Source organism: Sphingopyxis italica (assembly GCF_011926545.1).
GTDB lineage: Bacteria > Pseudomonadota > Alphaproteobacteria > Sphingomonadales > Sphingomonadaceae > Sphingopyxis > Sphingopyxis italica.
Genome location: NZ_JAATIT010000004.1, coordinates 1 through 25,694, shown reverse-complemented (window position 1 = coordinate 25,694; position 25,694 = coordinate 1). Strand labels below are relative to the sequence as shown.

The 25,694-nt window shown below is 65.3% G+C and carries 23 protein-coding genes and 1 tRNA gene; 16 read left to right on the top strand and 8 right to left on the bottom strand.

Translation table 11 applies throughout. The features are described 5' to 3' along the window. The first annotated feature begins 38 nt into the window (after positions 1-38). From GGR90_RS14530 to arsH, 9 genes are all read left to right on the top strand, one after another. On the top strand, positions 39-1,262 hold the full coding sequence (locus GGR90_RS14530) for a TolC family protein (protein WP_245198714.1): 1,224 nt from the start codon (positions 39-41) through the stop codon (positions 1,260-1,262). Next, entirely contained in the window at positions 1,259-2,521 is a 1,263-nt protein-coding gene (locus GGR90_RS14525; RefSeq protein ID WP_054731794.1) for an efflux RND transporter periplasmic adaptor subunit, read from the top strand. The genes GGR90_RS14530 and GGR90_RS14525 overlap by 4 nt, the downstream gene beginning before the upstream one ends. 17 nt (positions 2,522-2,538) lie before the next feature. Then, positions 2,539-5,700, top strand: a complete 3,162-nt coding sequence (locus GGR90_RS14520; protein WP_167922185.1) for an efflux RND transporter permease subunit — start codon at positions 2,539-2,541, stop codon at positions 5,698-5,700. A gap of 116 nt (positions 5,701-5,816) precedes the next feature. Continuing rightward, positions 5,817-6,413: a cation efflux transmembrane domain-containing protein gene (locus tag GGR90_RS14515; RefSeq protein WP_054731795.1), complete on the top strand. Its 597-nt coding sequence runs from the start codon at positions 5,817-5,819 to the stop codon at positions 6,411-6,413. 55 nt (positions 6,414-6,468) lie between these two features. Next, entirely contained in the window at positions 6,469-6,798 is a 330-nt protein-coding gene (locus GGR90_RS14510) for an ArsR/SmtB family transcription factor (RefSeq protein ID WP_054731796.1), read from the top strand. Positions 6,799-6,828: 30 nt separating this feature from the next. Further along, positions 6,829-7,350, top strand: coding sequence for an arsenate reductase ArsC (locus GGR90_RS14505; RefSeq protein ID WP_054731797.1), 522 nt, complete (start codon positions 6,829-6,831; stop codon positions 7,348-7,350). Next, positions 7,347-7,778 (top strand): arsenate reductase (glutaredoxin), encoded by a 432-nt coding sequence (arsC, locus tag GGR90_RS14500; RefSeq protein ID WP_054731798.1) that lies wholly within the window; start codon positions 7,347-7,349, stop codon positions 7,776-7,778. Before GGR90_RS14505 ends, arsC begins: the two co-directional genes overlap by 4 nt. Before the next feature lie 9 nt (positions 7,779-7,787). Further along, complete coding sequence (arsB, locus tag GGR90_RS14495; protein WP_054731799.1) at positions 7,788-8,864, top strand: ACR3 family arsenite efflux transporter; 1,077 nt, start codon at positions 7,788-7,790, stop codon at positions 8,862-8,864. Next, positions 8,861-9,619, top strand: a complete 759-nt coding sequence (gene arsH / locus GGR90_RS14490; RefSeq protein ID WP_054731800.1) for an arsenical resistance protein ArsH — start codon at positions 8,861-8,863, stop codon at positions 9,617-9,619. Before arsB ends, arsH begins: the two co-directional genes overlap by 4 nt. 218 nt (positions 9,620-9,837) lie before the next feature. Here arsH and GGR90_RS14485 read toward each other — a convergent pair. Further along, positions 9,838-9,912: transfer RNA gene (locus GGR90_RS14485), tRNA-Gly, on the bottom strand. A 190-nt stretch (positions 9,913-10,102) separates the two neighbouring features. Here GGR90_RS14485 and GGR90_RS14480 point away from each other — a divergent pair. Further along, a complete protein-coding gene (locus tag GGR90_RS14480; RefSeq protein WP_167922184.1) occupies positions 10,103-11,014 on the top strand; it encodes a tetratricopeptide repeat protein in 912 nt (303 codons plus the stop codon). 9 nt (positions 11,015-11,023) lie between these two features. After that, the gene (locus tag GGR90_RS14475; RefSeq protein ID WP_342449947.1) at positions 11,024-11,674 is read left to right on the top strand and encodes an LON peptidase substrate-binding domain-containing protein; all 651 of its coding nucleotides are present in this window, start codon (positions 11,024-11,026) and stop codon (positions 11,672-11,674) included. A gap of 7 nt (positions 11,675-11,681) precedes the next feature. On the opposite strand, the gene GGR90_RS14470 is transcribed toward GGR90_RS14475, so the two are convergent. After that, complete coding sequence (locus GGR90_RS14470; RefSeq protein ID WP_167922183.1) at positions 11,682-12,380, bottom strand: sigma factor; 699 nt, start codon at positions 12,378-12,380, stop codon at positions 11,682-11,684. Between the two features lie 116 nt (positions 12,381-12,496). Beyond that, positions 12,497-13,738: an FAD-dependent monooxygenase gene (locus tag GGR90_RS14465; protein ID WP_167922182.1), complete on the bottom strand. Its 1,242-nt coding sequence runs from the start codon at positions 13,736-13,738 to the stop codon at positions 12,497-12,499. A gap of 125 nt (positions 13,739-13,863) precedes the next feature. On the opposite strand from GGR90_RS14465, the gene GGR90_RS14460 reads away from it, so the two are divergent. The 4 genes from GGR90_RS14460 to ribA all read left to right on the top strand — a co-directional run bounded on the left by GGR90_RS14460 (position 13,864) and on the right by ribA (position 19,231). Beyond that, positions 13,864-16,173: an FtsK/SpoIIIE family DNA translocase gene (locus GGR90_RS14460; protein ID WP_167922181.1), complete on the top strand. Its 2,310-nt coding sequence runs from the start codon at positions 13,864-13,866 to the stop codon at positions 16,171-16,173. Between the two features lie 125 nt (positions 16,174-16,298). Beyond that, positions 16,299-16,925 (top strand): LolA family protein, encoded by a 627-nt coding sequence (locus GGR90_RS14455; protein ID WP_167922560.1) that lies wholly within the window; start codon positions 16,299-16,301, stop codon positions 16,923-16,925. A 447-nt stretch (positions 16,926-17,372) separates the two neighbouring features. Continuing rightward, complete coding sequence (locus tag GGR90_RS14450; RefSeq protein WP_167922180.1) at positions 17,373-18,167, top strand: exodeoxyribonuclease III; 795 nt, start codon at positions 17,373-17,375, stop codon at positions 18,165-18,167. Beyond that, positions 18,164-19,231: a GTP cyclohydrolase II gene (gene ribA, locus GGR90_RS14445; RefSeq protein ID WP_167922179.1), complete on the top strand. Its 1,068-nt coding sequence runs from the start codon at positions 18,164-18,166 to the stop codon at positions 19,229-19,231. Before GGR90_RS14450 ends, ribA begins: the two co-directional genes overlap by 4 nt. Positions 19,232-19,413: 182 nt before the next feature. On the opposite strand, the gene GGR90_RS14440 is transcribed toward ribA, so the two are convergent. The 4 genes from GGR90_RS14440 to GGR90_RS14425 form a co-directional block, all read right to left on the bottom strand. Next, positions 19,414-20,220 (bottom strand): LytR/AlgR family response regulator transcription factor, encoded by an 807-nt coding sequence (locus GGR90_RS14440; protein WP_167922178.1) that lies wholly within the window; start codon positions 20,218-20,220, stop codon positions 19,414-19,416. After that, positions 20,217-21,341 carry a sensor histidine kinase gene (locus GGR90_RS14435; protein ID WP_167922177.1) on the bottom strand — a complete coding sequence of 375 codons (1,125 nt, stop codon included), beginning with the start codon at positions 21,339-21,341 and terminating at the stop codon, positions 20,217-20,219. The genes GGR90_RS14440 and GGR90_RS14435 overlap by 4 nt, the downstream gene beginning before the upstream one ends. Before the next feature lie 66 nt (positions 21,342-21,407). Further along, positions 21,408-21,926, bottom strand: a complete 519-nt coding sequence (locus GGR90_RS14430; RefSeq protein ID WP_167922176.1) for a winged helix-turn-helix transcriptional regulator — start codon at positions 21,924-21,926, stop codon at positions 21,408-21,410. Positions 21,927-22,024: 98 nt separating this feature from the next. Beyond that, positions 22,025-22,909 carry a glycosyltransferase family 2 protein gene (locus GGR90_RS14425; protein WP_167922175.1) on the bottom strand — a complete coding sequence of 295 codons (885 nt, stop codon included), beginning with the start codon at positions 22,907-22,909 and terminating at the stop codon, positions 22,025-22,027. Positions 22,910-23,035: 126 nt separating this feature from the next. Between GGR90_RS14425 and GGR90_RS14420 the strand changes: the two genes are divergently transcribed. Further along, positions 23,036-25,129, top strand: coding sequence for a RelA/SpoT family protein (locus tag GGR90_RS14420; protein ID WP_167922174.1), 2,094 nt, complete (start codon positions 23,036-23,038; stop codon positions 25,127-25,129). Positions 25,130-25,205: 76 nt separating this feature from the next. Here GGR90_RS14420 and GGR90_RS19295 read toward each other — a convergent pair. After that, positions 25,206-25,694, bottom strand: a 489-nt coding sequence (locus GGR90_RS19295; protein ID WP_209023784.1) for a hypothetical protein, incomplete at its 5' end; no start/stop codon positions are given.

The window sequence follows — 25,694 nt, the reverse complement described above, 5'->3', positions numbered from 1 at the left end:
GTCGAACCGTTCAGGAGTGATCATTCATGCATATCCATATGCGCGCCGCCCTGTTGGCCGGGGCTGCGCTGGTGGCGGGGTCCGTTTGGGCCCAGCCGCTAACGCTCGACCAGGCGGTCGAGCGGGCCATCGCTGCATCGCCCGAGCTTAGAGCGGGCGAAGCGGGGGTCGACGCTGCGCGCGCCGACCAGCTGCAAGCTCGCGTCCGTCCCAATCCGACCATATCGGTCGACATGGACAATGGCGTCGGAACGGGCAGCTACGGCCTGTTCCGGCAATCGGAACTCACCGTCACCTATTCGCAGCCGCTTGAACGCGGGGGCAAGCGCGAGGCGCGGATGGCACTTGCCGAGCGCGGCGTCGTTCTCGCCGAGGCGCAGTGGCGGCTCGTCCGGCTCGACATCGCCCAGGAAGTGCAGCGCGCCTATATTGACGTCCAGATCGCCGAGCAGATGGTCTGGATCGCAGAGGATCGCGTAAAACTCGAAAAGGAGATGCGCACCGAGGCCATACGCCGCGTGCGCGGCTACAAGGATCCTCTGTTCGTCGAGACGCGCGCCGATGCCCGCATTCTCGAAGCCGAACTGGCACTGAAGGAAGCCCAGGCGAAGCGGCAGTCCGCACGCGCATTGCTCACCTCCTTCTGGGGCGGCACGCCTGACAGCCTCGTTATCGCCGAGGGGATCGAGAAACCCGATCCGCGCGATCCGCCGCTCGCCGAAGCCGACGCGGCGGTCTTCGACGCCGCCGTCGACCGGGCCCGCGCGCAGGTCGTCGTCGAGCAGAGCCGTGCGCACCAGGACTATACGGTCTCGGGCGGCACGCGCTTTCTTCGCGAGACCAACGATGTCGCCGTTCTCGGCGGCATCTCGATCCCGCTCGGACGGTTCGACCGCAACCAGGGCAATATCGCCCGGGCGCAGGCCGAACGGCGCCAACTCGAGTATCAGTCGGAAGCAAGCCGGCTCGAGCGGCTGCGGCGCCTCGCCACGCTTCGCGCCGACGCCGACGCCGCTAGGGTTCGGGCCGAGGGCATCATGAACGACGTCTATCCCAAAGCGGTCAAGACGCTCGGTCAGGTGCGCGAAGGCTATGCCCGCGGCGGGTTCCTGTTCGCCGATGTGCAGGATGCCGCCGACGTCATCATCCAGATCCAGGGTCAGTGGGCCGAGGCCATGACGCGCTACCGCGATTTGCTCGCGGAGATCGATCGCCTGACCGGCCGCTTCGATGCGGCTCCCCTTGCGGAGAATATTCCATGAAGAAGTTTCCATTTCCCGCCGCGGCTGCGGCGCTGTTCCTTGCTGTGCCTCTCGCTGCCTGCGGCGGCGGAGCCGAGGGCGAAGACAAGCATGAAGAAGGCGAAAGCCACGCCGAGGGCGAAGGCGAGGAAGATGCCAAAGGCCCGAACGGTGGCAAGTTGCTCAAGAATGGCGATTTCGCGGTCGAGGTCATAATCTTCGAGAATGGCACCGAGCCGCAATTCCGCGTTTTCGCGACGCGGGACGGCAAGGCGGTCGACCCCAAGGATGTCCAGCTCGCCATCACGCTCACGCGGCTTGGCGGCGACGTCGATCGCTTCACCTTCCGCCCGCAAGGCAAATTCCTCGCGGGCCAAGGTGTCGTCACCGAACCGCACAGCTTCGATGTCGAGGTTGTCGCGGTGACGGGCGGCAAGCGGCACGTCTGGAAATATGCGAACCCCGAAGGGCGCACGCGGATCGCGGCTGACGCCGCGAAGGCCGGAGGCATCGAAACCGCGGTGGTCGGACCGGCGACCGTCGGCGAAATGCGCGAACTCTACGGCACCGTCCAATTGTCGCCGACCGCCCGCTCCGAAATTCGCGGCCAGTTCCCCGGCCGCGTCGTCTCGGTGACCAAGGCGGTGGGCGACAGCGTCCGGCGCGGAGACCTGCTCGCGCGCATCGAGTCCAGCGAGAGCCTCCAGGTCTATCCGGTATATGCGACGGTCGGCGGCGTGATCGCCGAGCGCAACGCCAATCCCGGCGACGTCACCGACGGGCGCGCACTCTATGTGGTCACCGACCCCGCGCAGACCACGGTCGTCTTCAACATCTTCCCCCGCGACCTCGCGATTATTCGCCCGGGCATGCGGGTGACCGTGGAGACGCAGGACGGCGCCGAAATCGCGACTGCGCCGCTCGGGCAGTTCCTGCCCGACGGCAATGTTGAGGCGGGCACCGCGCTCATCCGCGCGACCATCCCCAACCGCTCGGGAACGCTGCGCCCCGGCATGGCTTTGCGCGGCCGCCTGATGGTCAACCCCGTCATCGTGCCGCTCGCCGTGCGCACCGAGGCGATCCAGCCCTTCCGCGACTTCAAGGTGGTCTATGCCAATTTCGGGCAGGACTATGAGGTCCGGATGCTGAAGCTCGGCCGTTCGTCACCCGAATGGACCGAGGTCCTGTCGGGCATCAAGCCCGGCACCCCCTATGTCACCAAGGGCAGTTTCCTCGTTCGCGCCGACATCGAGAAGTCCGGCGCGGGCCACGACCATTGATCGGGGGGCAGGATAATATGCTAGCCAGAACCATAGGCTTTTCGATCCGGCAGCGATGGCTCGTCCTCGCGGTCGTCGCGCTTTTGTGCGCGATCGGCGCGTGGAGCGCGACCAAATTGCCCATCGACGCCGTTCCCGACATCACCAACGTCCAGGTCCAGATCAACACCAAGGCCGAAGGCTATTCGCCGCTCGAATCCGAGCAGCGCATCACCTATCCGATCGAGACCGCGATCGCGGGGATCCCGAACCTCAACTATACCAGGTCGATCTCGCGCTACGGCCTCAGCCAGGTCACTGTCGTTTTCGAGGACGGGACCGACATCTATTTCGCGCGCCAGCAGGTCAACGAGCGGCTCCAGGCCGCGCGCGGCCAGCTTCCACCCGGAATGGAGCCCGAAATGGGCCCGATCTCGACGGGCCTCGGCGAGATCTTCATGTTCTCGATTGAGGCCGAACCGGGCGCGCGAAAACCCGACGGCACGCCCTATACGGCGGAAGACCTCCGGACGATGTCCGACTGGGTCATCCGGCCGCAGATGCGCACGATTCCGGGGGTCGCCGAGATCAACACGATCGGCGGCTATGCCCGCCAATATCATGTGACCCCGAACCCGGCCTCGCTCGCCTCGCTCAATCTCTCGCTCAACGATGTCGTCACCGCTCTCGAGGCCAATAATGCCAACCGCGGCGCCGGCTATGTCGAGCGCAGCGGCGAGCAGATTCTGATCCGCGTTCCGGGTCAGGCCAACAATGAGCGCGACCTGTCGCAGATCATCGTCACCACTCGCGGCGGGGTTCCGATCCGGATCGCCGACGTCGCCGATGTCGCGATCGGTTCGGGGCTCCGCACAGGCGCCGCGACGGAAAATGGCAAGGAAGTCGTCCTTGCCACGGTCTCGATGCTGATCGGCGAGAATCCGCGCGTGGTGGCGCAAGCCTCGGCCGAACGCCTCGTCGAAGCCTCGCGTGCGTTGCCGAAGGGCGTCGTTGCCAAGCCGCTCTACGATCGCACCGCGCTCGTCGAGCGGACGATCTCGACGGTGCAGAAAAACCTCGCCGAGGGCGCGCTGCTCGTCATCGTGATCCTCTTTCTGCTGCTCGGCAATTTCCGGGCGGCGCTGATCACGGCGGCGGTCATTCCGGTCGCGATGCTGATGACGCTGACGGGCATGCTCCAGACGCGGACATCGGCGAACCTCATGAGCCTCGGGGCGCTCGACTTCGGCCTCATCGTCGATGGGGCCGTCATCATCGTCGAGAACTGCCTCCGCAGGCTCGGCGAGGCCCAGCACAGGCTCGGACGCCTGCTCGATCGCGACGAACGCTTTGGTCTCGTCGCCTCGGCGAGCGCAGAGGTGATCAAGCCGAGCATCTTCGGCATCATCATCATCACCGCCGTCTATCTGCCGATCTTCGCGCTCGAGGGCGTCGAGGGTAAAACCTTCCATCCGATGGCGATCACCGTCGTCCTCGCGCTTACCGCCGCTCTGCTGCTGTCGCTCACGCTGGTTCCGGCCGCGGTGGCGCTGTTCGTGACCGGCAAGGTCGAAGAGAAGGAAAATTGGCTGATGCGCGGTCTCGGCAAGGGCTATCGCCCAATGCTCGACCGCGTCCTCAACTGGCCGAAGGCGGCGCTTTCGGGCGCGCTGCTGCTCGTCGCGCTCAGCGGCGTAGCGGCGACCAGTCTCGGGTCCGAGTTCATCCCGGACCTCGACGAAGGCGATATCGCGATGCACGCGATGCGCATTCCGGGAACGAGCCTGACCCAGTCGATCGCGATGCAGGAGGCGCTGGAGAAGAGGATCAGGCAGTTCCCCGAAGTCGAACGGGTGTTCGCGAAGATCGGCACGCCCGAAGTCGCGACCGATCCGATGCCGCCATCGGTCGCCGACAATTTCATCATGCTGAAGGACCGGAAGGAGTGGCCCAATCCCAGAAAGACGCGCGACCGGCTCGTCGCCGAGCTCAACAAGGCGGTGAACGAAGTGCCGGGGAATAATTATGAGTTCACCCAGCCGGTGAAGATGCGGATGAATGAACTCATTGCCGGCGTTCGCGCCGACGTGGCGATCAAGCTGTTCGGCGACGATCTCGATCAATTGCTCGAATCCGGGCAGGCGATCGAAGAAGTGGCCGGCGGGATCGCGGGCGCGCAGGACGTGAAGCTCGAACAAGTCACTGGCCTGCCGATGCTTTCGGTCACGCCCGATCGCGACAAGCTTGCGCGCTATGGCGTGAGCATGGAGACGGTCCAGGATGCGGTATCGACCGCAACCGGGGGCCGGCAGGCGGGCGAACTCTTCGAGGGCGACCGGCGTTTCGACGTCATTGTCCGGCTTCCCGAGGCCATTCGCACCGATCTCGCGTCGCTCGGCAATCTTCCCGTTGCACTTCCGGCTGGCGGTTTCGTGCCGCTTTCGCAGCTGGCGGAGATTTCGCTGGCGGCGGGGCCGAACCAGATCAGCCGCGAAAATGGCAAGCGCCGCGCGGTGATCACGGCGAATGTCCGTGGTCGCGATCTCGGCTCGTTCATCGACGAGCTGACCCAGAAGGTCGAAGCCGATGTCGTGCTGCCCGACGGCTATTATATCGAATATGGCGGGACGTTCGAGCAGCTGCAGTCGGCGACCGAGCGCCTCCAGATCGTGGTGCCGCTCGTTCTGCTGCTGATCTTCGGCCTGCTGTTCATGCTGTTCGGGTCGGTTCGCGATGCTGCGATCGTCTTCTCGGGCGTGCCTCTGGCGCTGACGGGAGGCGTCGCGGCGCTGGCGCTTCGCGATATTCCGCTCTCGATCTCGGCGGGCGTCGGGTTCATCGCGCTCTCCGGGGTCGCGGTGCTCAACGGCGTGGTGATGCTATCCTTCATCAAGGATCTGCGCGAACGCGGAAAAGCGCTCGTCGATGCGATCCGCGAAGGCGCGCTGACCCGCCTCAGGCCGGTGATGATGACCGCGCTGGTGGCGTCGCTCGGGTTCGTACCGATGGCGCTCAATGTCGGGGCTGGATCCGAGGTGCAGCGACCGTTGGCGACCGTCGTCATCGGCGGGATCATCTCGTCGACGATCCTGACGCTCCTGGTGCTGCCTGCGCTTTACCTCCTGGTCCATCGACGGACCGCGAAGGCCGAAGAGGAAGAGTTGGGGCGCCCGAGCGGCGTCCCCAGCCCCGCAGGCTGAGACCCTCCCGGATGGCCGCCATTCCCCCTGTCGGCGGCAACCGGGAGTGCTGACTGAGGCGGAACCCAAGCGGGTTCCGCCTCCTTTTAGGGATGGTGAGGATTGAGGAGCTTGCAATGAAAGAAAAAGCATCCGGGAGCGAACGCGAAAAGCGAACGCTCCAGATCGTTCTCGTCCTGAACGCCGCGATCGCGATCGCCTTCCTTGTAACCGGCGCGCTCGGCGATTCGAGCGCGCTCATCGCCAACGGGCTCGACAATCTGTCCGACGCCGCGGTTTATGCGTTGAGCCTAGTTGCGCTCAGCCATGGCCTGAAATGGAAAACCCGTGCTGCAACGGCATCGGGCGTCATGCTGCTGGTCTTCGCAGCCGGCGTCCTGTTCGATGTGGGACGCCGTTATTTCGAAGGCAGCGAACCGATCGGTCCGACGATGATGATCATGTCGGCCGTCGCTGCGGTGGTGAACTATGCTTGTCTGAAGCTCTTGCAGCGCATTCAGGATCCGGACGTCAACCTCAGAGCCGCGACAACCTTCAGCTACAATGACTTCATCTCGAACGGCGGCATCCTCATCGCGGGTGTCCTCGTCTGGTGGCTCGGTACGAACTGGCCGGACCTTCTGGTTGGATTTGCGACTGCGCTGATCGCGATCAAGGGCGGCATCGAAATTCTTCGCGATGCTCGCGCCGAGACTAAAAAGTCGCCCGTCTAATCGGGTTTTTCCGATGTGATTTGACAGAATGAAACACATCGGATAATTCCGATGAATGAACGTTGACACCGCGCTTCCCGCTCTCGCCGCCCTCGCTCATCCGACGCGTCTCGAGGCCTTCCGTTTGCTCGTCCGGCATGAGCCGGAAGGCCTGTCGACGGGGGAGCTTGTCGACGCATCGGGTCTCACGCAAAGCACTTTCTCGACCCATCTCGCTGTACTGGTCAAGACCGGTCTCGTAAAATCAGAAAAGCTGGGCCGGCAGCAAATACAGCGAGCCGACATCGACACGCTCAGAGAGCTGATGCTCTTTCTGGCGAAGGATTGCTGTCTGGGCCGCGCCGAACTCTGCGAGCCCCTCCTCGCCGAACTTGCCTGCTGCTGAACGCCGCGACCGCACCGAAGGAGATTTTCGATGACCGACAAGATTTATAGCGTGCTGTTCCTATGCACCGGCAACAGCGCCCGTTCGATCCTTGCCGAGGCCTTGCTGAACCGCGACGGCAAAGGACGATTCCGCGCCTACAGCGCGGGCAGCTTCCCCAAAGGCGAGGTCCATCCGCAGGCTCTCGCGCTTCTCGGCGAACTTGGCTTCGAGACCGAGGGCCTTCGCTCGAAGAGCTGGGACGAGTTTTCCGGCCCCGATGCCCCGGTCTTCGATTTCATCTTCACCGTCTGCGACAATGCCGCCGGCGAGACCTGCCCGATCTGGCCGGGCAAGCCGAAGAACGCGCATTGGGGGATCGAGGATCCCGCCGCGGTCGAAGGCCCCGGCCAGCGCGAGGCTTTCGAACATGCGCTCCATTATCTTTCGAACCGCATCGCGCTCTTTCTCGCGCTCCCGCACAAAAGCATCGACGAGATGGCGATGGAGCGGCAGCTGAAGGAAATCGGCCGCACCCAAGGCGCCACTGGCGGACAGGAGGCGGGCGCATGACCGCCGACATCATCATCTACCACAATCCCGAATGCGGGACCTCGCGCAACACGCTCGCGCTGATGCGCAAGGCGGGGATCGAGCCGCATGTCGTCGAATATCTGAAGACGCCGCCGTCGCGCGCGCTGCTCGAACAACTCATCGACCGCGCCGGGATCCCACCGCGAGACCTGCTGCGCGAGAAGGGCACGCCCTATGTTGACCTCGGCCTCGGCGACGAGAGCCTCGGCGACGCCGCGCTCATCGAGGCGATGATGGCCCACCCTATCCTTATCAATCGCCCGCTCGTGGTGTCGCCGCTCGGGGTCAAGCTCTGCCGCCCGTCCGAAGCCGTGCTCGACATTCTTCCGGCCCGCCAACTCGGCGCCTTCGCCAAGGAAGACGGTGAACAGGTCGTCGACGCCGCCGGCAATCGCGTTCAGGCCTAGGAGATCGACGTGACTGCCACAGCAAAACGCGAACGCCTGTCGTTCCTCGACCGCTATCTGACGCTCTGGATCTTCCTTGCCATGGGACTGGGCGTGGTGCTGGGGTCGGTCTTCAAGGGGCTGCCCGCCGCGATCGACGCCTTGTCGGTCGGCACGACCAACATCCCGATCGCGATCGGCCTCATCCTGATGATGTATCCGCCGCTCGCGCGCGTGCGCTATGATGAGCTTCCACGCGTCTTCGAGGACAAGCCCGTACTGGCGATTTCGCTGATCCAGAACTGGGTCATCGGGCCGGTGCTGATGTTCACGCTCGCGGTCACCTTCCTCTCGGACAAGCCCGAATATATGACCGGCCTGATCCTCATCGGCCTCGCGCGCTGCATCGCGATGGTGATCGTCTGGAACCAACTCGCCAAGGGTGACAATCAATATGTCGCCGCGCTCGTCGCCTTCAACTCGATCTTCCAGATTCTCTTTTTCAGCGTCTATGCTTGGTTCTTCCTGTCCGTGCTGCCGCCGCTCTTCGGCCTCGAAGGCAGCGTGATCGACGTGAGCTTCTGGACGATTGCCGAAGCGGTTCTCATTTATCTCGGCATTCCCTTCCTCGCCGGCTACCTCACCCGCAAGTTCCTCGCGAAGGCGAAAGGAAATGAGTGGTACGAGACGCACTTCCTGCCGAAGATCGCGCCGATCACCCTAGTCGCCCTGCTCTTCACCATCGTCGCGATGTTCAGTCTTAAGGGTGGCGAGATCGTCACCATCCCCGGCGATGTCATCCGGATTGCGATCCCGCTCTCCATCTATTTTGTCGTCCAGTTCCTCATCAGCTTCTGGATGGGCAAGCTCATCGAGGCCGACTATCCGCGCACGACCGCGGTCGCCTTCACCGCTGCGGGCAATAATTTCGAGCTCGCGATCGCGGTGGCTATCGCTGCCTTCGGGCTCGCTTCGCCGGTCGCCTTCGCGGCCGTGATCGGCCCGCTCGTGGAGGTTCCCGTCCTCATCCTGCTCGTCAGCGTCGCTTTCCGCCTCGGACGCCGCTGGTTTCCCGCGACCGTTCCTTCACAAGCTCAAGTATCATGACAGAACAGACCCACAGCCGCCTGCGCACGCTTACCGATCCCGACCATCTGCCGGCGCTCAGCCCTGAATATCTCCGCACGCAGCCCGCGCTCGGTCTCGGGCCGCTCGATCCTGCGCCGCGCATCCTTCTCCTCTACGGGTCTTTACGCGAACGGTCCTACTCGCGGCTCGTCGTGGAAGAGACAGCGCGCCTGCTCCAGCTTTTCGGCTGCGAGACGCGCATCTTCGATCCGTCCGACCTCCCGCTGCCCGACCAGATCGTTGACGACGACCATCCGGCGGTCGAGGAACTGAGGCAGCACTCCATCTGGTCCGAAGGTCAGGTCTGGTGCAGCCCCGAGCGGCACGGCCAGATCACCGGCATCATGAAGGCGCAGGTCGATCACCTGCCGCTCGCCTATAAGGGGCTCCGTCCGACGCAGGGTCGGACCCTCGCGGTGATGCAGGTGTCGGCAGGATCGCAATCGTTCAACAGCGTCAACACGCTGCGCATCCTTGGTCGCTGGATGCGGATGATCACCATTCCCAACCAGTCGAGCGTCGCCAAGGCCTATCAGGAGTTCGACGAGGGGGGCCGGATGCTGCCGTCGAGCTATTACGACCGGATCGTTGACGTCGCCGAAGAGCTGGTGCGCTTCACCGTGCTGACGCGCGGCCATGCCGACCAGCTCGTCGACCGCTATTCGGAGCGGAAGGATCGACGGGAACCCGTCATCACGCCCGCCGAACTGGCAGGCATCCCAGGCGCCAGCTGAACAGCTCACTCAAGAATTGGCCGCCTGCCCTGTGTGGCTCTCGGAAGCAGCAAAATATAGCTTATGGCGGACTCAACGCCGCCGTAGCTTCGCCAGAAGGCACCCGCAGCTCGCGCAGAACATATTACGTCCTTATTACGCAGCGCGAAATTCGCGCCCGCGTAACAGACCATATTACGCCGCCTCTCGGCGTAAGTGACTAAAACTATTCGGAAAACTGGAGCGGGCGAAGGGATTCGAACCCTCGACCCCAACCTTGGCAAGGTTGTGCTCTACCCCTGAGCTACGCCCGCTCTGGCGGCTGGAAACCGGTCGGTTCCAGCGGGTGAGGCGGGCGATTAGCACCGGCTTTTTGACTCGGCAACCCCTGATTGCGCATTTTCTCCGAAGGGTTGGCATATCGCCGGCAAATCCCACATAAGCGGGCAAGAGTCTTTCCGCCGGCGCAGAAGCGACGGCAAATCAAAACAGGAGCATGTTTGCGTGGCCACTCTCGGTCTGAATCCCACCGAAAAGGAAGCCGTCGAAGCCTTCCGCCGCGACGTCGTCGAACCGTCGATGACCCGCCTCGTCATCCTCGATTTCTGGGCCGAATGGTGCGGCCCGTGCAAGCAGCTCGGCCCGGTGCTCGAAAAGGTCGCGGCGGATTATGCCGACAAGGGCGTCGCGCTGGTCAAGGTCGACGTCGATACGAATCGCTTCATCGCCGGCCAGTTCCAGGTCCAGTCGATCCCGACCGTCTATGCGATCTTTCAGGGGCAGCCGGTCGCCAACCTGACCAATGCGCGCACCGAAAGCCAGCTGAAGGCAATTCTCGACCAGCTGCTGGCGCAGCTGCCGATCGAGAGCGAAGCGACGGCGCGCGCGGTCGAGATCGCGCCGCTGATCGAGATGGGCGAGAGCGTGCTGGCCGAAGGTGACGGCGCGCGCGCCGCCAGCATCTTTGCGCAGATTCTCGATATGGCAAAGGACAATGCCGCGGCGCATGGCGGCTTGATTCGCGCGCTGCTGCTCGCGGGCGATACCGAAAGCGCGCAGGCGGCGCTCGACGCCGTCCCCGCCGACCTCGCCGATGACCCCGCAATCGCGCAGGCCAAGAGCGCGCTCGCGCTCGCCGCCGATGCACCCGACGCGGGCGAACTCGCCGCGTTCGAAGCCGCGGTCGCGGCGAACCCCGACGACCATCAGGCGCGATTCGACCTTGCAAGCGCCCAGATCGGCGCGGGGCAGCGCGATGCGGCCGCCGACAATCTGCTCCACATCGTCGCCGCCGACCGCGAATGGAACGACGATGCCGCGCGCGCGAAGCTCTTGTCGCTGTTCGAAGCCGTCGGGCTGGAGGACGCCTGGGTCGCCGGCCAGCGCCGCCGCCTGTCGCTGATCCTGTTCGGCTAAGGATAGGCCGTGGGCCAGACCGCGCCTTTGACCATCCAGCGGATCGCGATCTTTCCGCTCACCGGCGCGGTGCTGTTTCCCGGGCTGCATCTGCCGCTGCACATTTTCGAGCCGCGCTATTCGGCGATGGTGCAGGAGGTGCTGGCGCGCGACCGGCAGATCGGGATGATCCAGCCGCGCCAGCTTCCCGGCGAGGAAGACCGCGAGCCGCCGGCGCTTTACGACGTCGGTTGCGTCGGGCGCATCGTCGATGTCGAGGCGCTCGACGAGGGACGCTTCAACCTCGTGCTCGAAGGCGTCGCGCGCTTTCGCGTCCGCCGCGAACTCGACGTCACGACGCCGTTCCGGCAGGTCGAGGCCGAAATCGAGGTCGAAAACGAGCGCGATGCCGTGCTCGCAAGCATCGAGCGCGCCAGCCTCGAGCGCGAAGCCAAGCGTTTTGCGGCGCGGCAGGGCTATGTCGTCGACTGGGATTCGGTCGGCCAGCTCGACGACGCGACGCTGGTCAACGGCATCGCGCAGGTCGCACCGTTCGATGCCGCGGCGAAACAGGCGCTGCTCGAAGCGACCCCGATCGACGCGCGCGCCGAGCTGGTCGTCCAGCTGATGCAATTCTTCGGCCGCTTCGACGGCGACGACGGGCGCGCGACGCTGCAATAAGCATCGCTCAGTGAAGTTTGCGCGCCGACGCGTGATGCACGATGTCGGCGAGCGCGCGGCGAACGATATGCCGGTCGCTTTCGCGCAGGCGCGCGGCGGCATCGCTCACCGTCAGATGATGACGAACGAGCGCCTTCTCGGCCGCGAGCCGCGCATCGCGCCCGCGTTCGCCGCCGCGCGGCGCGGATAGCCTGGCGCGGCGGCGCGCCGCCCAGTCCTCGACCAGCCGGTCGGCCAGCAGCGCCGCCAGATTGTCGGCCGCCCCCTGCTCGGTTTCGATTTCGGCGGCGGGATCGGCCAGCCAGTCCTCGGCCCCCTCCGCCTGCAAGGCATCGAGCGACAGCGTCGCGGTGACGTGGCGCCGTCCCGCGCACCGCTGGTCGCCGTGAAGACGGTGGCGCAGCGCCTGCAGCTCGGCGCGGAATTGCCAGTTCACATAGGTGGTGAAGCGAGCGCGCGCCGGATCATAGCGTTCGGCGGCGCGGTGGAGCGCGATCGCGCACACCTGCGCCGCATCGTCGGCGACGTCGGCGAGCCCGTAGCTGCGCGTGAAATAGCGGATCCGCGGCGCCGCCAGCGCTGCGAGGCGCGCGAAGCTGCGATCGGCAAGCGCCCGTGCCCGCGCGCCCGGCGCCCCGTCGAGCGCGGTGCGCGCCCGGATATAGTCTGTCACCGCCGTTTCGAGCGCATCGCTTTTCGCCGACATGACCCCTGCCCCCCTCCAGTCGCGGCATCGTTGCCGCGCGTTCCGGGATAGGAGGTCATGCTTAGCGGCGGGCTGCCGGCCACCTACGCATTATTACTTACCGGGGAAGGCCGACCTTAGATTTCCGTCCCCGCGAGCAAGCGCGGCAGGTCGCCCGCCTCGCCGCGCGCCTCGTCCATGAAGAAGCGCTTGAGCATCGGCATATGCTGCACCGCGCCGAGCCCGGTGCGGCGGATCGCGGCGGCGGTGCGCCCCGGGATGCCGAACAGCCGCGTCAGCCCGTCGGTCGCGAGGCTGACCATCATATTGTCGAGCCCGCGCCAGCGCTGATAGCGCGCGAGCAGCGCCGCATCGCCAAGGTCGAGGCCGAGCCGCGCCCCCTCGACGAGCACTTCGGTCAGCGCCGCAACGTCGCGGAGGCCGAGGTTGAGGCCTTGTCCGGCGATCGGGTGAATGCCGTGCGCCGCGTCGCCGACGAGCGCGATGCGGTCGGCGACGATCGACGCGCTGTGATGAAAGCCGAGCGGATAGGTCATGCGCGGCGCCACCAGCTCCATCGCGCCCAGCACGCCGCCGGCGCGCTTTTGCAGTTCGGCGACGAAGCCACGCTCCCCGAGCTTGGCAAAGCCGGGACCGTCCCTTTCGGATACCGTCCATACGAAGGCCGAGCGGTGCCGCCCCTGTTCGTCGTCGACGAGCGGGAGCAAGGCGAAGGGCCCCGACGGATAGAAGATTTCGTGCGCGACTTTCCCGTGCGGCTTTTCGTGCGCGACCGCGCCGATCATCGCATGATGATGGTAGGACCAGTTCGCGATGCTGAACCCCGTCGCATCGCGCGTCGGCGAACGGCGGCCTTCGGCGACAACGAGCAGCGGCGCCGCGAGCCGCGTGCCGTCGGCGAGCGTCAGCGTGACGCCATGCGCGTCGATCGCGCGCGACACGACGGTGGCGGGCATCGAAAGCCGGGCGAGCGGCGCATCGGCGAGCGCGGCGGCGAGCGCGAGGCGCAGTTGGCGGTTTTCGACCATCGTGCCGAGCGGCGGGTCGCTATCGGCGGTGACGAAGTCGAGCTCGCCGCCGCGCCCGCTGTCGGGCGCACCGTCGCCCACCTTGATCGCGCGGATCGGGCAGCCGTGGCCGGCGAGACGGCCCGCGATACCCAGCACCTCGAACATTTGCCAGGTCGCGCTCGCGATCGCCGAGGCGCGGCCGTCGAAGCCGGGGGCGATCGTCGCCACCGGATCGGCGGGATCGACGATCCGGACCGACAGGCCGTGATGGGCGAGGGCAAGGGCGAGCGCCTGGCCGACCAGGCCGCCACCCGAAATCAGGACATCGCTGCGCAGCGTTTCGCTCATGGCTTCGCCCTAGCGCGCGGCAGGACGGTTGGAAAGGCTGTGGGCACGCGCGGAGCCGCGCTTGACGGCGAGTCCGCCCCATGCGCATATCGCCGTGGTTAACTGACAGGGACCGGACAAAGAGCATGGCAAGCCGCAAGGCCGCACCCGCAAAGGCCGATTGGCGCACGGTTTTCCGCCAAAGCATCGCGCGATCGCTGGTGATCGCGGCGGCGGTGGCGCTCGGCCTTTTCACGCTGTTCCTCGCGCTCGCGCTCGTCACCTATGACAGCACCGACGCCGCGCTCAACACCGCGGCGCACGGCACCGCCGCCAACTGGATGGGCAGCGCCGGCGCCTGGTTCGCCGACCTCGGCCTGTCGATCGGCGGCGTCGGCGTCGCGCTGCTCGTGCCGCTGCTCGGCATCATCGCGTGGCGGCTGTGGATCGGCGAAGCGCAGCCCTATTGGCCGCGCCAGCTCGCCTACAGCTTCATCGGCATCCTGCTCGTCGGGCTGGGCGCCGAACTCTGGTCGCCGGCGACGAACGCGCCGCTGCCCGCAGGCTGGGGCGGGATCATCGCGCTGCTGCTCGGCGGCGCGATCGCACCCCTCTTCGCGCAGGCGGGCGAGCCCGCCGCGGCGCTGATCCGCTTCGCGACGATCCTGCTGCTCGTCGGGCTCGGGCTTTGGCTCGCGTGGCGCGCGCTCCGGCTCGAAAAAGGCTGGGCGTCGCGGTTCAGGCTGCCCGCCGCGACAGACAGCCGCATCGTCGAGCCCGCGCGCGCCGCGCGCGACGAACGGGCGCCGACCCTGATGGAGCCCACCGTGCGGCCGCGCGCCGTGGCCGAGCCGGTCGACCGCGCTCCGCCCGAGATCGCCGACCCCGCGCAGCGCACCGCGCCCTCGAAACCCCGGCCCAAGCCGCAGACCGAGCTGTTCACCAATTATCAGCTGCCCTCGATCGACCTGCTCGCGCCCGCGCCCGACCGGCCGGCGGGACAGATCGACAAGGCGGCGCTCGAACGCAATGCGCGGCTGCTCGAATCGGTGCTCGAGGATTTTCAGGTCAAGGGCGTCGTCACCGCGGTGCGCCCCGGCCCGGTCGTCACCATGTACGAGCTCGAGCCCGCGCCGGGGACCAAGGCGAGCCGCGTCTCTAACCTCGCCGACGACATCGCGCGCAACATGTCGGCGCTGTCGGCGCGCATCGCACCGATCCCGGGGCGCACCGTCATCGGCATCGAGCTGCCCAACGCGCAGCGCGAGTCGGTGGTGCTGCACGAAATCATCGGCAGCGCGCTGTTCCAGGACCAGACCGGCGCACTGCCGATCATCCTCGGCAAGAATATCAGCGGCGATCCGATGATCGCCGACCTCGCCCCGATGCCGCACCTCTTGATCGCGGGCACCACCGGCTCGGGCAAGTCGGTCGGCCTCAACGCGATGATCCTCTCGCTCCTCTATCGCCTGGGTCCCGACCAGGTGAAGATGATTATGATCGATCCCAAGATGCTCGAACTCAGCGTCTATGACGATATTCCGCATCTGCTCGCGCCTGTCGTCACCGAACCCAAGAAGGCGATCCGGGCGCTGAAATGGGCGGTCGAGCAGATGGAGGACCGCTACCGGATGATGTCGTCGCTGTCGGTGCGCAACCTCGCGTCCTACAACGACAAGGTGCGCGGTGCGCTCGCCAAGGGCAAATCGCTCGGGCGGCGCGTTCAGACGGGCTACGACCCCGATACCGGCCAGCCGGTCTATGAGGAAGAGACGCTCGACTATGCGCCGCTGCCGCAAATCGTCATCGTCGTCGACGAGCTTGCCGACCTGATGATGACCGCGGGCAAGGAGGTCGAATTCCTGATCCAGCGATTGGCGCAAAAGGCGCGCGCCGCGGGCATCCACCTGATCCTCGCGACACAGCGCCCGTCGGTCGACGTCATCACCGGCGTGATCAAGGCGAATTTGCCGACGCGCATCAGCTTCAACGTCACGTCGAAGATCGACAGCCGCACGATTTTGGGCGAGGCGGGCGCCGAACAATTGCTCGGCAAGGGCGACATGCTTTACGTCCCCGGCGGCAAGCAGATCACGCGCATCCACGGCCCCTTCGTCTCCGACGACGAGGTGCGCGCGGTCGCCGATCACTGGAAGGGTCAGGGCCGCCCCGACTATATCGAAAGCGTCACCGAGGATCCCGAGGACGGCGGTTTCGCGATGGAGGGCGCCCCCGCCGGCGGCGACAGCGCCGAGGACCGCATGTACGCCAAGGCCTGCCAGATCGTCGTCGAAAGCCAGAAGGCCTCGACGAGCTGGCTGCAGCGGCAATTGCGCATCGGATACAACAGCGCCGCGCGCCTGATCGAGCGGATGGAGGAGGAAGGACTGGTCAGCCCCCCCAACCATGTCGGCCGCCGCGACGTGCTCACCGACCAATATGGGCAGCAGCGTTGACGGAACCTTTTGTCCGGGCAGCGACTTGAACAGCGTCTAACGGCCGGGTTCAGCGCGGGTTCAATGCCCGGATGCGAAAAGCCGGCTGCAAAAACGAGAATGAGAGCCAAATGACCAAAAAGACGATGACCCGCCTTGCCGCCTGGACGCTCGCCCCCGTCGCCGCCGTCGGCTTTGCGATCGGCGCGCCTGCGATCGCCCAGTCGGCGAACGCGCTGGCGTCGGTGCAGTCGCACCTCAAATCGACCAGCTCGATGACCGCCGACTTCGTGCAGACCGACCGCAACGGCCAGCGGCTGTCGGGCAAGCTGACCCTCAAACGCCCCGGCAAGATCCGCTTCCAATATCAAAAAGGCGTGCCGCTGCTGATCGTCGGCGACGGCAGCCGGCTGACGATGATCGATTATGAGGTCAATCAGGTGCAGAGCTGGCCGGTGAAGAATTCGCCGCTCGGCGCGCTGCTCGACCCCGATCGCGACCTGTCGAAATATGCCAAGGTCCTGCCGACGGGGAATGACGATGTGCTGAGCGTCGAGGTCAAGGATCCGAAGCGCCCCGAATATGGCACGATCACCATGGTGTTCGTCCGCGACGGCGCGGCGCCCGGCGGGCTGCGTTTGCGCGGCTGGGTCGCGCTCGATTCGCAGAACAACCGCACGCGGATCGACCTGTCGAACCAGAAGTTCAACGTCGCGGTCGCCGATTCGGCGTTCCGCTGGACCGACCCCCGCCCGAAACGGCGCGGTCGCTAAGCGGCTCGCCGGCATGGGCGCCGCTCGTTGCGAGGGGCGGCGCCACTTTCCGGACCAACCGTCGCCGTCTATCGACGAACTGCAAGGGCGGTGCTCAAGGCGGCCATTTGTTCAGCTTGGCGACAGGGAAGACCGTCTATTCCAACTCTCGAAGGCGCCAACACGGCTCCCGGATTTGGGTTTCCCCCTGTTGCCCCTCCCGGGCTGCCCGGCACCTTCATTCAAGAGCGTGACGAACGCTGACCTTGAACCCCCGTTCCACCGCCCCTGGGACGGGGGTTTAATTTGTCCGGTGTCGTTTTCTGCCGCTGACGCGGCAGGCGGCACCAGCCCGCTCCCCCACCCAGCCTCCCATTTCAGGATATGCTGTTGGGAGGCTGGGTGGGGGAGCGGGCTGGTGCCGCAATCGCATTGCGAACAATCTTCCGCGCCGATAGAGCCGACCGCATGACTCGCACCAGCATCGCATCGTGGAACATCAACAGCGTTCGCGCCCGCATCGGCATCGTCGAGAAATTCCTGCGCGAAGAAGCTCCCGACATTCTCTGCCTTCAGGAAACCAAGGTCGAATGCGGCCTGTTTCCGCCCGAAATGTTCCGGCGGCTGGGCTATGAGCATATCGTCACCCACGGCCAGCGGATGCACCACGGCGTCGCGATCGTCAGCAAGCTGCCGCTGGCCGAGGTGCGCAAATATGATTGGCAGGCGAATGGCGAGGCGCGCCACGTCGGGGTCACGCTGCCGTCGGGCGTGCGGCTCGACAATGTTTATATTCCCGCGGGCGGCGACATTCCCGACCGCGATCTCAATCCCAAATTCGGCCAGAAACTCGATTTCTTCGGCCGCATGACCCTATGGTCGGGGGCGCTCAACGGCACGCCGACCGTGCTGACGGGCGATTTCAACGTCGCGCCGCTCGAAAGCGACGTGTGGAACCACAAGGCGCTGCTCGACGTCGTCAGCCACACGCCGATCGAGGTCGAAACGCTCGCGCGGCTTCAGGCGGCGTCGAACTGGGTCGATCTCGGGCGCCATTTCATCGAAGCGCCGACGCCGCTCTACACTTGGTGGAGCTATCGCGCGAAAGATTGGCAGGCGTCGAACCGCGGGCGCCGGCTCGACCATATGTGGGTCACCCCCGACCTGATGACGAAAGCGGTGTCGCACCGCATCGTCCAGCCGGCGCGCAGCTGGGAACGGCCGTCGGACCATATCCCGCTGATCACCGAGTTCGACTTTTGAGCGATGCGCCGGAGGATCGCGGCGCCCGGCGAGCGGCGCGCGCGATCGATGCGCTGCGGCGCGGCTGGCCCTTCCGGGTGAGCGGCGCGGGAGGCGCGCTCGACCTGCTCGCGGTCGAAAGCGCGCGCGATGCGGCGCTCGCCGAATTCGCCGGCCATGACATGCTCCTCTCGGGCGAGCGCGCGGTGACGCTCAAGCTCACCAACCAGCGCGTCGCCGCGACGCCGGGGCCGGTGCGGCTCGCGGGCGCGGGCGGCACGGTCGCCGCGGCGCTCGCGATCGCCGACCCGGCGCTCGATCTCGCCAATCCGCTCAAGGGGCCCTTTCATACGATCGCGACCGGCGGCGACGCGGCGGCGACGGCGGCGATGACGATGGCGCGCCACGCCGGGCTGCTCCCCGCCTTCTTCGTGCGCGAAGCGGCCGGCGATGCCGAGACCGAATGCAGCGCGGGCGACGTCGCCGCGCTGCTCGATCCCGCGCGGCTCGAAGTCGCGGCGCGCGCGCGTCTACCCGTCGAAGCGAGCGAAAGCGCCGAAATCGTCGCCTTCCGCTCGCCCGAGGAAGCGTCGGACCATGTCGCGCTGATCATCGGCAAGCGCGACGCGAGCCCGCCCGTCGTGCGCCTGCATAGCGAATGCCTGACCGGCGACGTGCTCGGCAGCCTGAAATGCGATTGCGGGCCGCAGCTCCACGCCGCGCTCCATGCGATGGGGGACGCGCCGTGGGGCGTGCTGCTCTATCTGCGGCAGGAAGGCCGCGGGATCGGGCTCGTCAACAAGCTGCGCGCCTATGCGTTGCAGGATCAGGGCTATGACACGGTCGACGCCAATTTGCGGCTCGGCTTTCCGGTCGAGGCGCGCGATTTCGCGATCGCCGGGCGGATGCTCGACCTGCTGGCGATTCCGCGCATCCGGCTGATGACCAACAATCCCGAAAAGGTCGCGCGGCTGGAAAGGCAAGGCGTCGAGGTGGTCGAGCGCATCCCGCTCGCGCTGCCGACGAACAAATATAACGAACAATATCTCGCGACAAAGCGCGATAGGACCGGGCACCAGCTTTAGATACGCTTCCTGATTGGACTCGCGCAAAGCCACGAAGCCACAAAGAACCCTCTCATCCCGTTAGTGCTGAGCTTGTCGAAGCACCGTCCTTCCTTTGCCGTCACGAAGGAAAGAACGGCCCGTCGACAAGCTCAGGGTAAACGGGGTTTGGAAAGGGGCGTGCCTTCGTGCGAGCCGATTTCTTAATGCACGAAACGCGCCACCACGTCGCGATAGCTGCGGCTGACCTTCACCTGCGCGCCCGAGCCCAGCACGAGGAAGCATTCGCCGTTGGTGTGCGGCTTCACCTGTTTGACCTGGCTGAGATTGACGATCGTCGAGCGGTGGACGCGCTGGAAATTGCGCGGGTCGAGCCTTTTTTCCAGGTCCTTCATCGTCTCGCGCAGGATCAGGCTGTTGTCGGCGGTATAGATGCACATATAGTCGCCCGCGGCGTCGATCCGTTCGATGCTGTCGACGTCGACGCGGAAGATCTGGCCGCGATCCTTGATGTTGATCATCTTTTCATAGCGGTCGGCGGCGTGCGCGTCGGGCTGCGTCTCGGCGTCATAATCCTCGACCGCTTCGGGCGCGACTTCGGCGAGCACGGTCTTCAGCCGTTCGACCTCGGCGGCGCCGCGCTTTTCGGTGAGGCGCTGGCGGACACGGTCGAGCGCGTCGGCCAGCCGCTCGGGCTCGACCGGCTTCACCAGATAGTCGACCGCCTGCGCTTCGAACGCGCGGATCGCATGGTCGGAATAGGCGGTGACGAAGACGACGAGCGGCGGCTCGACCTCCATCAGCCCCTGGATCACCGAAAAGCCGTCGAACCCCGGCATCTGGATGTCGAGGAAAACAAGGTCGGGTTTGTGGGTCTTGATCTTTCTGATGGCCTCGCGGCCGTTCTGCGCGGTGTCGACGATTTCGACATCGCCATGCGCTTCGAGCCTGAGTTGCAGGCCCTGGGTCGCCAATTTTTCATCATCCACCAGGATGGTTCTGATCGTCATGTGCGTTCGGTTCCAATCGTCATTTGCCCGTCGGGCTGGAACGGAAACTCGATCACCACCGTGAATCCGCCATCAGCGCCCATATGGACGTCGAACCGTTGCTGGTCGCCAAAAGCCTGCGCCAGCCGGTCCCTGATGTTGGCTAAACCCACACCGGTCGATTCCGTTGCAACGCCAGTGGTGGGGTCCGAGGGGTCGGCTGACAATCCCGCGCCGGTGTCGGACACGGTGATCCGGACATTTTGACCGGCCAGCTGTGCGGAAATCGTGATATCGGCGCCGTCCTCCTGCGGCGTCACCGCATATTTGATCGCGTTTTCGATCAAAGGCTGGAGCAGAAGCGACGGCAAACGCGCGCGCGAAACCGCGGGGTCGATCGCGAAATGGGGGCGTAGCCGCTCCTCGAAACGCATCTTCTCGATGTCGAGATAGAGCTTCAGCGTCTCGATCTCCTGCGCCAGCGTCACCTGCGCGGTCGGCTCGTTGGCGAGGGTGTAGCGCAGGAACGCCGAGAGGCGCGACAGCATCGCGTTGGCGGGCTCGGCCTGTTTCAGGAGCACGAGCGTCGAAATGCTGTTGAGCGTGTTGAACAGGAAATGCGGGTTGAGCTGATAGCGCAGCATCGCGAGCTGCGCCGACGCCGCCTGCGCCTCGAGCCGCAGCACGCGGTCATTCTGTTCCTCGAGCTGGAGGAAATAGTTGATCGCGAAATAGAGCGCCGACCAGGCCGCGAGCGAGGTCGCGTCGATATACATCGCGCCGAGCAGAAGGCTGGTGAAGCCCGCCTCGCTCGCCGGGTTCTGGATCTGCGCGACCCACGCGTCGATAAAGGCCCAGAGCGCGGTCGCGACGCCGGCGAGGCCGAAGCTGACCCCCCACATCAAGAGCGGGCGGCGACTGATCAGCGTGCGGTAACAGACGGACAGGATCAGCGTCAGCGAAAAGCCGGTGATCGCCGAAATCGTCTGCGGAATGAAAAAGGTGAAGGCCTGCCCATTGGCGAGCCCCGACACCCCGCGCAGCCCGAGCCACGCGGCCCAGCCCAATATCTGCAGATTCCAGAAGGCGCGGACCTTATTATCAAAAAAGGGCCCCGGCGACGTCAGGCGAAACAGCGGCATGAGAGTCCGTGCGTTTTTGGCGATGTCAGTGGCCGCGCGCATGATCGCGGACGGCGGTGGGGGGCGTCATTCGGCCGCGACCGCCGCCGGATTGTCCGCGCGCACGCGCGCCTGCCCCAGCGGTTGCAGTTCCGAACGATGCTTCCACAGCAATTCCTTGTAACCGATCACCCGGCCGTCGTGCGCGGTGAGCGTAACGGGGCCGATCGGCTGTTCGTCGCGCGCATCGACGAGCACCGGGGTCGAGGGCACGCCCGCGCCCCATTTCTCGCCCCATTGGCGCAGCGCGATCATCGCCGGCAGCAGTTCGATGCCCTTTTCGGTGAGCTGATAGCGGACCTTGCGCCGGTCCTCGGCCATCACCTCGCGCGCCATGATGCCATGGTCGACCAGTTTCGACAGCCGGTTCGACAAGATGTTGCGCGCGATGTTCAGTTCCTGCTGAAATTCCTCGAAATGATGCACGCCGTTGAACGCCGCGCGCAGGATCATGAACGACCATCGCTCGCCCATCGCCTCCAGCGCGAGCGGCAGGGCGCAATTGCCCCCCTCGAGGTCGTTCAGAAGTTCGCGTAATTTTCCCATAACCGATGCCCTAACGTAAAATCCCCCGCGTGCCAAAAAAATATAGAGCCTCCGTTGCATTTCGCAACGCAAATGCGCAGGGCGTTTCGGTGCGCCGCTCAGGCGGCGATGCGGTTGCGCGCAACGACGAGCGACCAGCGCGCGATCGCGGGCAGCTGCGCCGCGACATGCGCCGGATCGGCGCGAAACGCCCGGCGCACCAGGTCGAACCGCCACCGGTGCTGGCTGCGCAGCGCGAGCCCGAGCAGGATTTCGCTGCGGCTGCGCACGGGAAGCGCGTCGGGAAGCGCGCGTTCGACGATCGCGGCGGTCAGCGCCTGGATATGTTCGGCGCGCCGGCTCGTCAGGCTGCCGCCATGCTTGCGATAGAGGTAGAGATCCTCGTGCAACGTGACGAAGGTGAACTGCCGCGCGGCGCGCAGCCAGAAATCATAATCCTCGACCCCGAACAGCCCGGTGTCATAGCCGCCGAGCGCCTCGGTCACGCGCGCGCGATAGAGGAAACAGGCGCCGACATTGTTGCCATGAAGCAGCCGATCGACCGGGCCGACGCGCGTGCGGCCGATTTGATTGCCCGCATCGTCGATCAACAGGAAATCGGCATGGACGATGTCGGCATCGGGCCGCGCGTCGAGCGCCGCGACAAGGCGGGCCAGCATCGTGGGCCGGAGCAGATTGTCGTCCGAGGTCCAGCTGTGCAGCTCGCTCCGCGCCGCCGCAAAGCCGTGATTGAGCGCGGCGGGCAGGCCGACATTGGTGTCGAGATGCAACAGCCGCACGCGCGGGTCGCGCGCGGCCGCGTCGGCCATGATCGCGGGCGAGCCATCGAGCGACGCATCGTCGACCAGGATCAGCTCGAAATCGCCGAAATCCTGCGTCAGGACCGACTCGATCGCCTCGGCAAGCCAGCGCGCACCATTGTGCACGGGCATCACCATCGACACCCGCGGCGGCGTGGTCGAATCGAGCGTTTCGGTCCCCATCTTGGCGCCGTCCTACCCGCGACGAACGATGCTTCCAACGGGCTTTACCAAAGTTGCTAACGACTTCGGCGCCGCGCACACAAATTTCGCATTGCAATTAGCCTGCCATCAACGACATTGGACCCGATGCTGAGGCAATATGAACTTGTCGAGCGCGTGCGCGCTTATGATCCCGACGTCGACGAGGCGCTGCTCAACCGCGCCTATGTCTTCACCGTCCAGAAGCACGGCAGCCAGAAACGCGCGTCGGGCGACCCCTATTTCAGCCATCCGGTCGAGGTCGCGGGCATCCTGACCGATCTTCACCTCGACAGCGAGACGATCGTCACCGCGCTGCTCCACGACACGCTCGAGGACACGCTGACGACGCCCGAGGAGATCGAGCGATTGTTCGGCGCCGACGTCGGGCGGCTGGTCGACGGCGTGACCAAGCTTTCGAAGATCGAGGCGCAGACCGAGAATGAGCGCGCCGCGGAAAATCTGCGCAAATTCCTGCTCGCCATGTCGGACGACATCCGCGTGCTGCTCGTCAAGCTCGCCGACCGGCTGCACAATATGCGCACGCTGCACTTCATCAAGAATCCCGACAAGCGCCGCCGCATCGCCAAGGAGACGATGGATATCTATGCGCCGCTCGCCGAGCGGATCGGCATGTATGAATATATGCGCGAAATGCAGCTGCTCGCGTTCAGCGAGCTCGAGCCCGAAGCCTATGCGACGATCACCGGCCGCCTCGCCAAGCTGACCGCGGGCGGCAAGGACAAGGTCGCGGCGATCAGCCGCGAGTTCAAGGAGCTGCTCGCCGGCGCGGGGATCGAGGCCGAAGTGTCGGGGCGCGAGAAGCATCCCTATTCGATCTGGCGCAAGATGCAGGAGCGCCACGTCAGTTTCGAGCAGGTGACCGACATCATCGCCTTTCGTATCGTCACCCCGACCGATGCCGACTGCTATGCCGCGCTGGGGCTGCTCCACCGCAAATGGAAAATGGTCCCCGGCCGCTTCAAGGATTATATCTCGACGCCGAAGCGCAACGGCTACAAGTCGCTGCACACGACGATCATGCACCAGCAGAATATGCGGATCGAAATCCAGATCCGCAGCCTCGGCATGCACCAGCAGTCCGAATTCGGTTTTGCCGCGCATTGGGCGTACAAGCAGGGGGGCTCCGCGCCCGACGGGCAGGCGGGGTGGATTCGCGACCTCATCGAAATCCTCGAACAGACGCACGATCCCGAGGAGTTCCTCGAAAACACGCGCATCGCGATGTATCAGGACCGCATCTTCGCCTTCACGCCAAAGGGCAGCCTGCACCAGCTGCCGAAGGGCGCGACCCCGGTCGATTTCGCCTATGCCGTGCATACGGGGCTCGGCGACCGCACCGTCGGCGCGAAGGTCAACGGCCGGCTCGTCCCGCTGCGCACCCAGCTGTCGAACGGCGACACCGTCGAAATCCTGTCGTCGGACAAACAGACACCGCAGCCCGCGTGGCTCGGCTTCGCGGTCACCGGCAAGGCGCGCGCCGCGATCCGCCGCCATGTCCGCTCGAAGGAAAAGGTCGAACTCGCCGCGCTGGGCCGCACGATGTATGACGAGATGGTCGCCCGCCTGCCCAACAAGGTCGGCGACAAGGCCCGCGCCGCGGCGCGCGAACGGCTGAAGCTCGACGACGATGCCGCGCTCTATGTCGCGATCGCCAAGCAAAGGCTCACCGACAATGCGGTGCTCGAGGCGCTCGTCCCCGGCATCACCGCCGAGATGAAGACCAAGCCCGGCAAGCTTGTGCAGGGCGCGGCGGTGTCGATCGCGGGGCTGACGCCCGGCGTCGCCTATCAGCTCGCCGATTGCTGCCATCCGGTGCCCGGCGACCGCATCGTCGGGCTCGCGCGGCCGGGCGAGGGGATCGAGGTGCATGTCATCGACTGCCCCAGCCTCGCCGACGGCATCGACGCCGACTGGATCGACCTTCGATGGCAGGAGGATAGCGAGGGCGGCAATGCGCGGCTGTGCATCGTCATATTGAACGAGCCCGGCACGCTCGCCGAAATGTCGGGGATCCTCGCGGCCAATATGGCGAACATAACAAATTTGCGGCTGTCGAACCGCGAGGGCGGCTTTCACACCTATGACGTCGTCGTCGAGGTGCGCGACGTTCAGCATGTGATGCGCATCCTGTCGGCGCTGCGCGCGTCGGACACGGTAGTGCAGGCCGAGCGGCTTTAGGCGGGACAGCGACCGTTTTGGGGTGGGAAGCGGTCATCCGGAAGTAGCCGGTCTGCTGAGACCGCGGGCGGCAAACCTAATGTCGCCCTTCGCGTTTCCTTTCGGCCGCCGCCGTTGCACTTTCGGACTGGTGATATTCGGATGCCAACTTGAATTTCCCATCTTCGTCGTATGCACGGTCATTTTTGACCGCTTGCGCCTTCATCACGACAAAATAGCGCCAAGTGACAAAGGCGAGCGTCGCCAGTGACAAAATGCTTGCGACTATGATGGTCATCATACTTCGGTGAGCAGCGACCAGCATCCAAGGAAGCATCGGGAAAAATAAAAGCCCCCTCGAACTGACTCCCTGGGCCGCGATACCGTCCGTCCAGTCAATTATCGCTCGGGACAAGCCCATCTGTAACACTCCCGAATACCCAGATCGACTATAGCGAGCAAAAAATGAAGGGCCAATGTCCGCAATCGATGGTGGGTTCAACGGATCGCCGCAACACTTCATTCTTTGAGGAGGAGTGTGAGGATGAAGCAGCGTCAGCGGATTTATTACTCGGCGGCACAACGA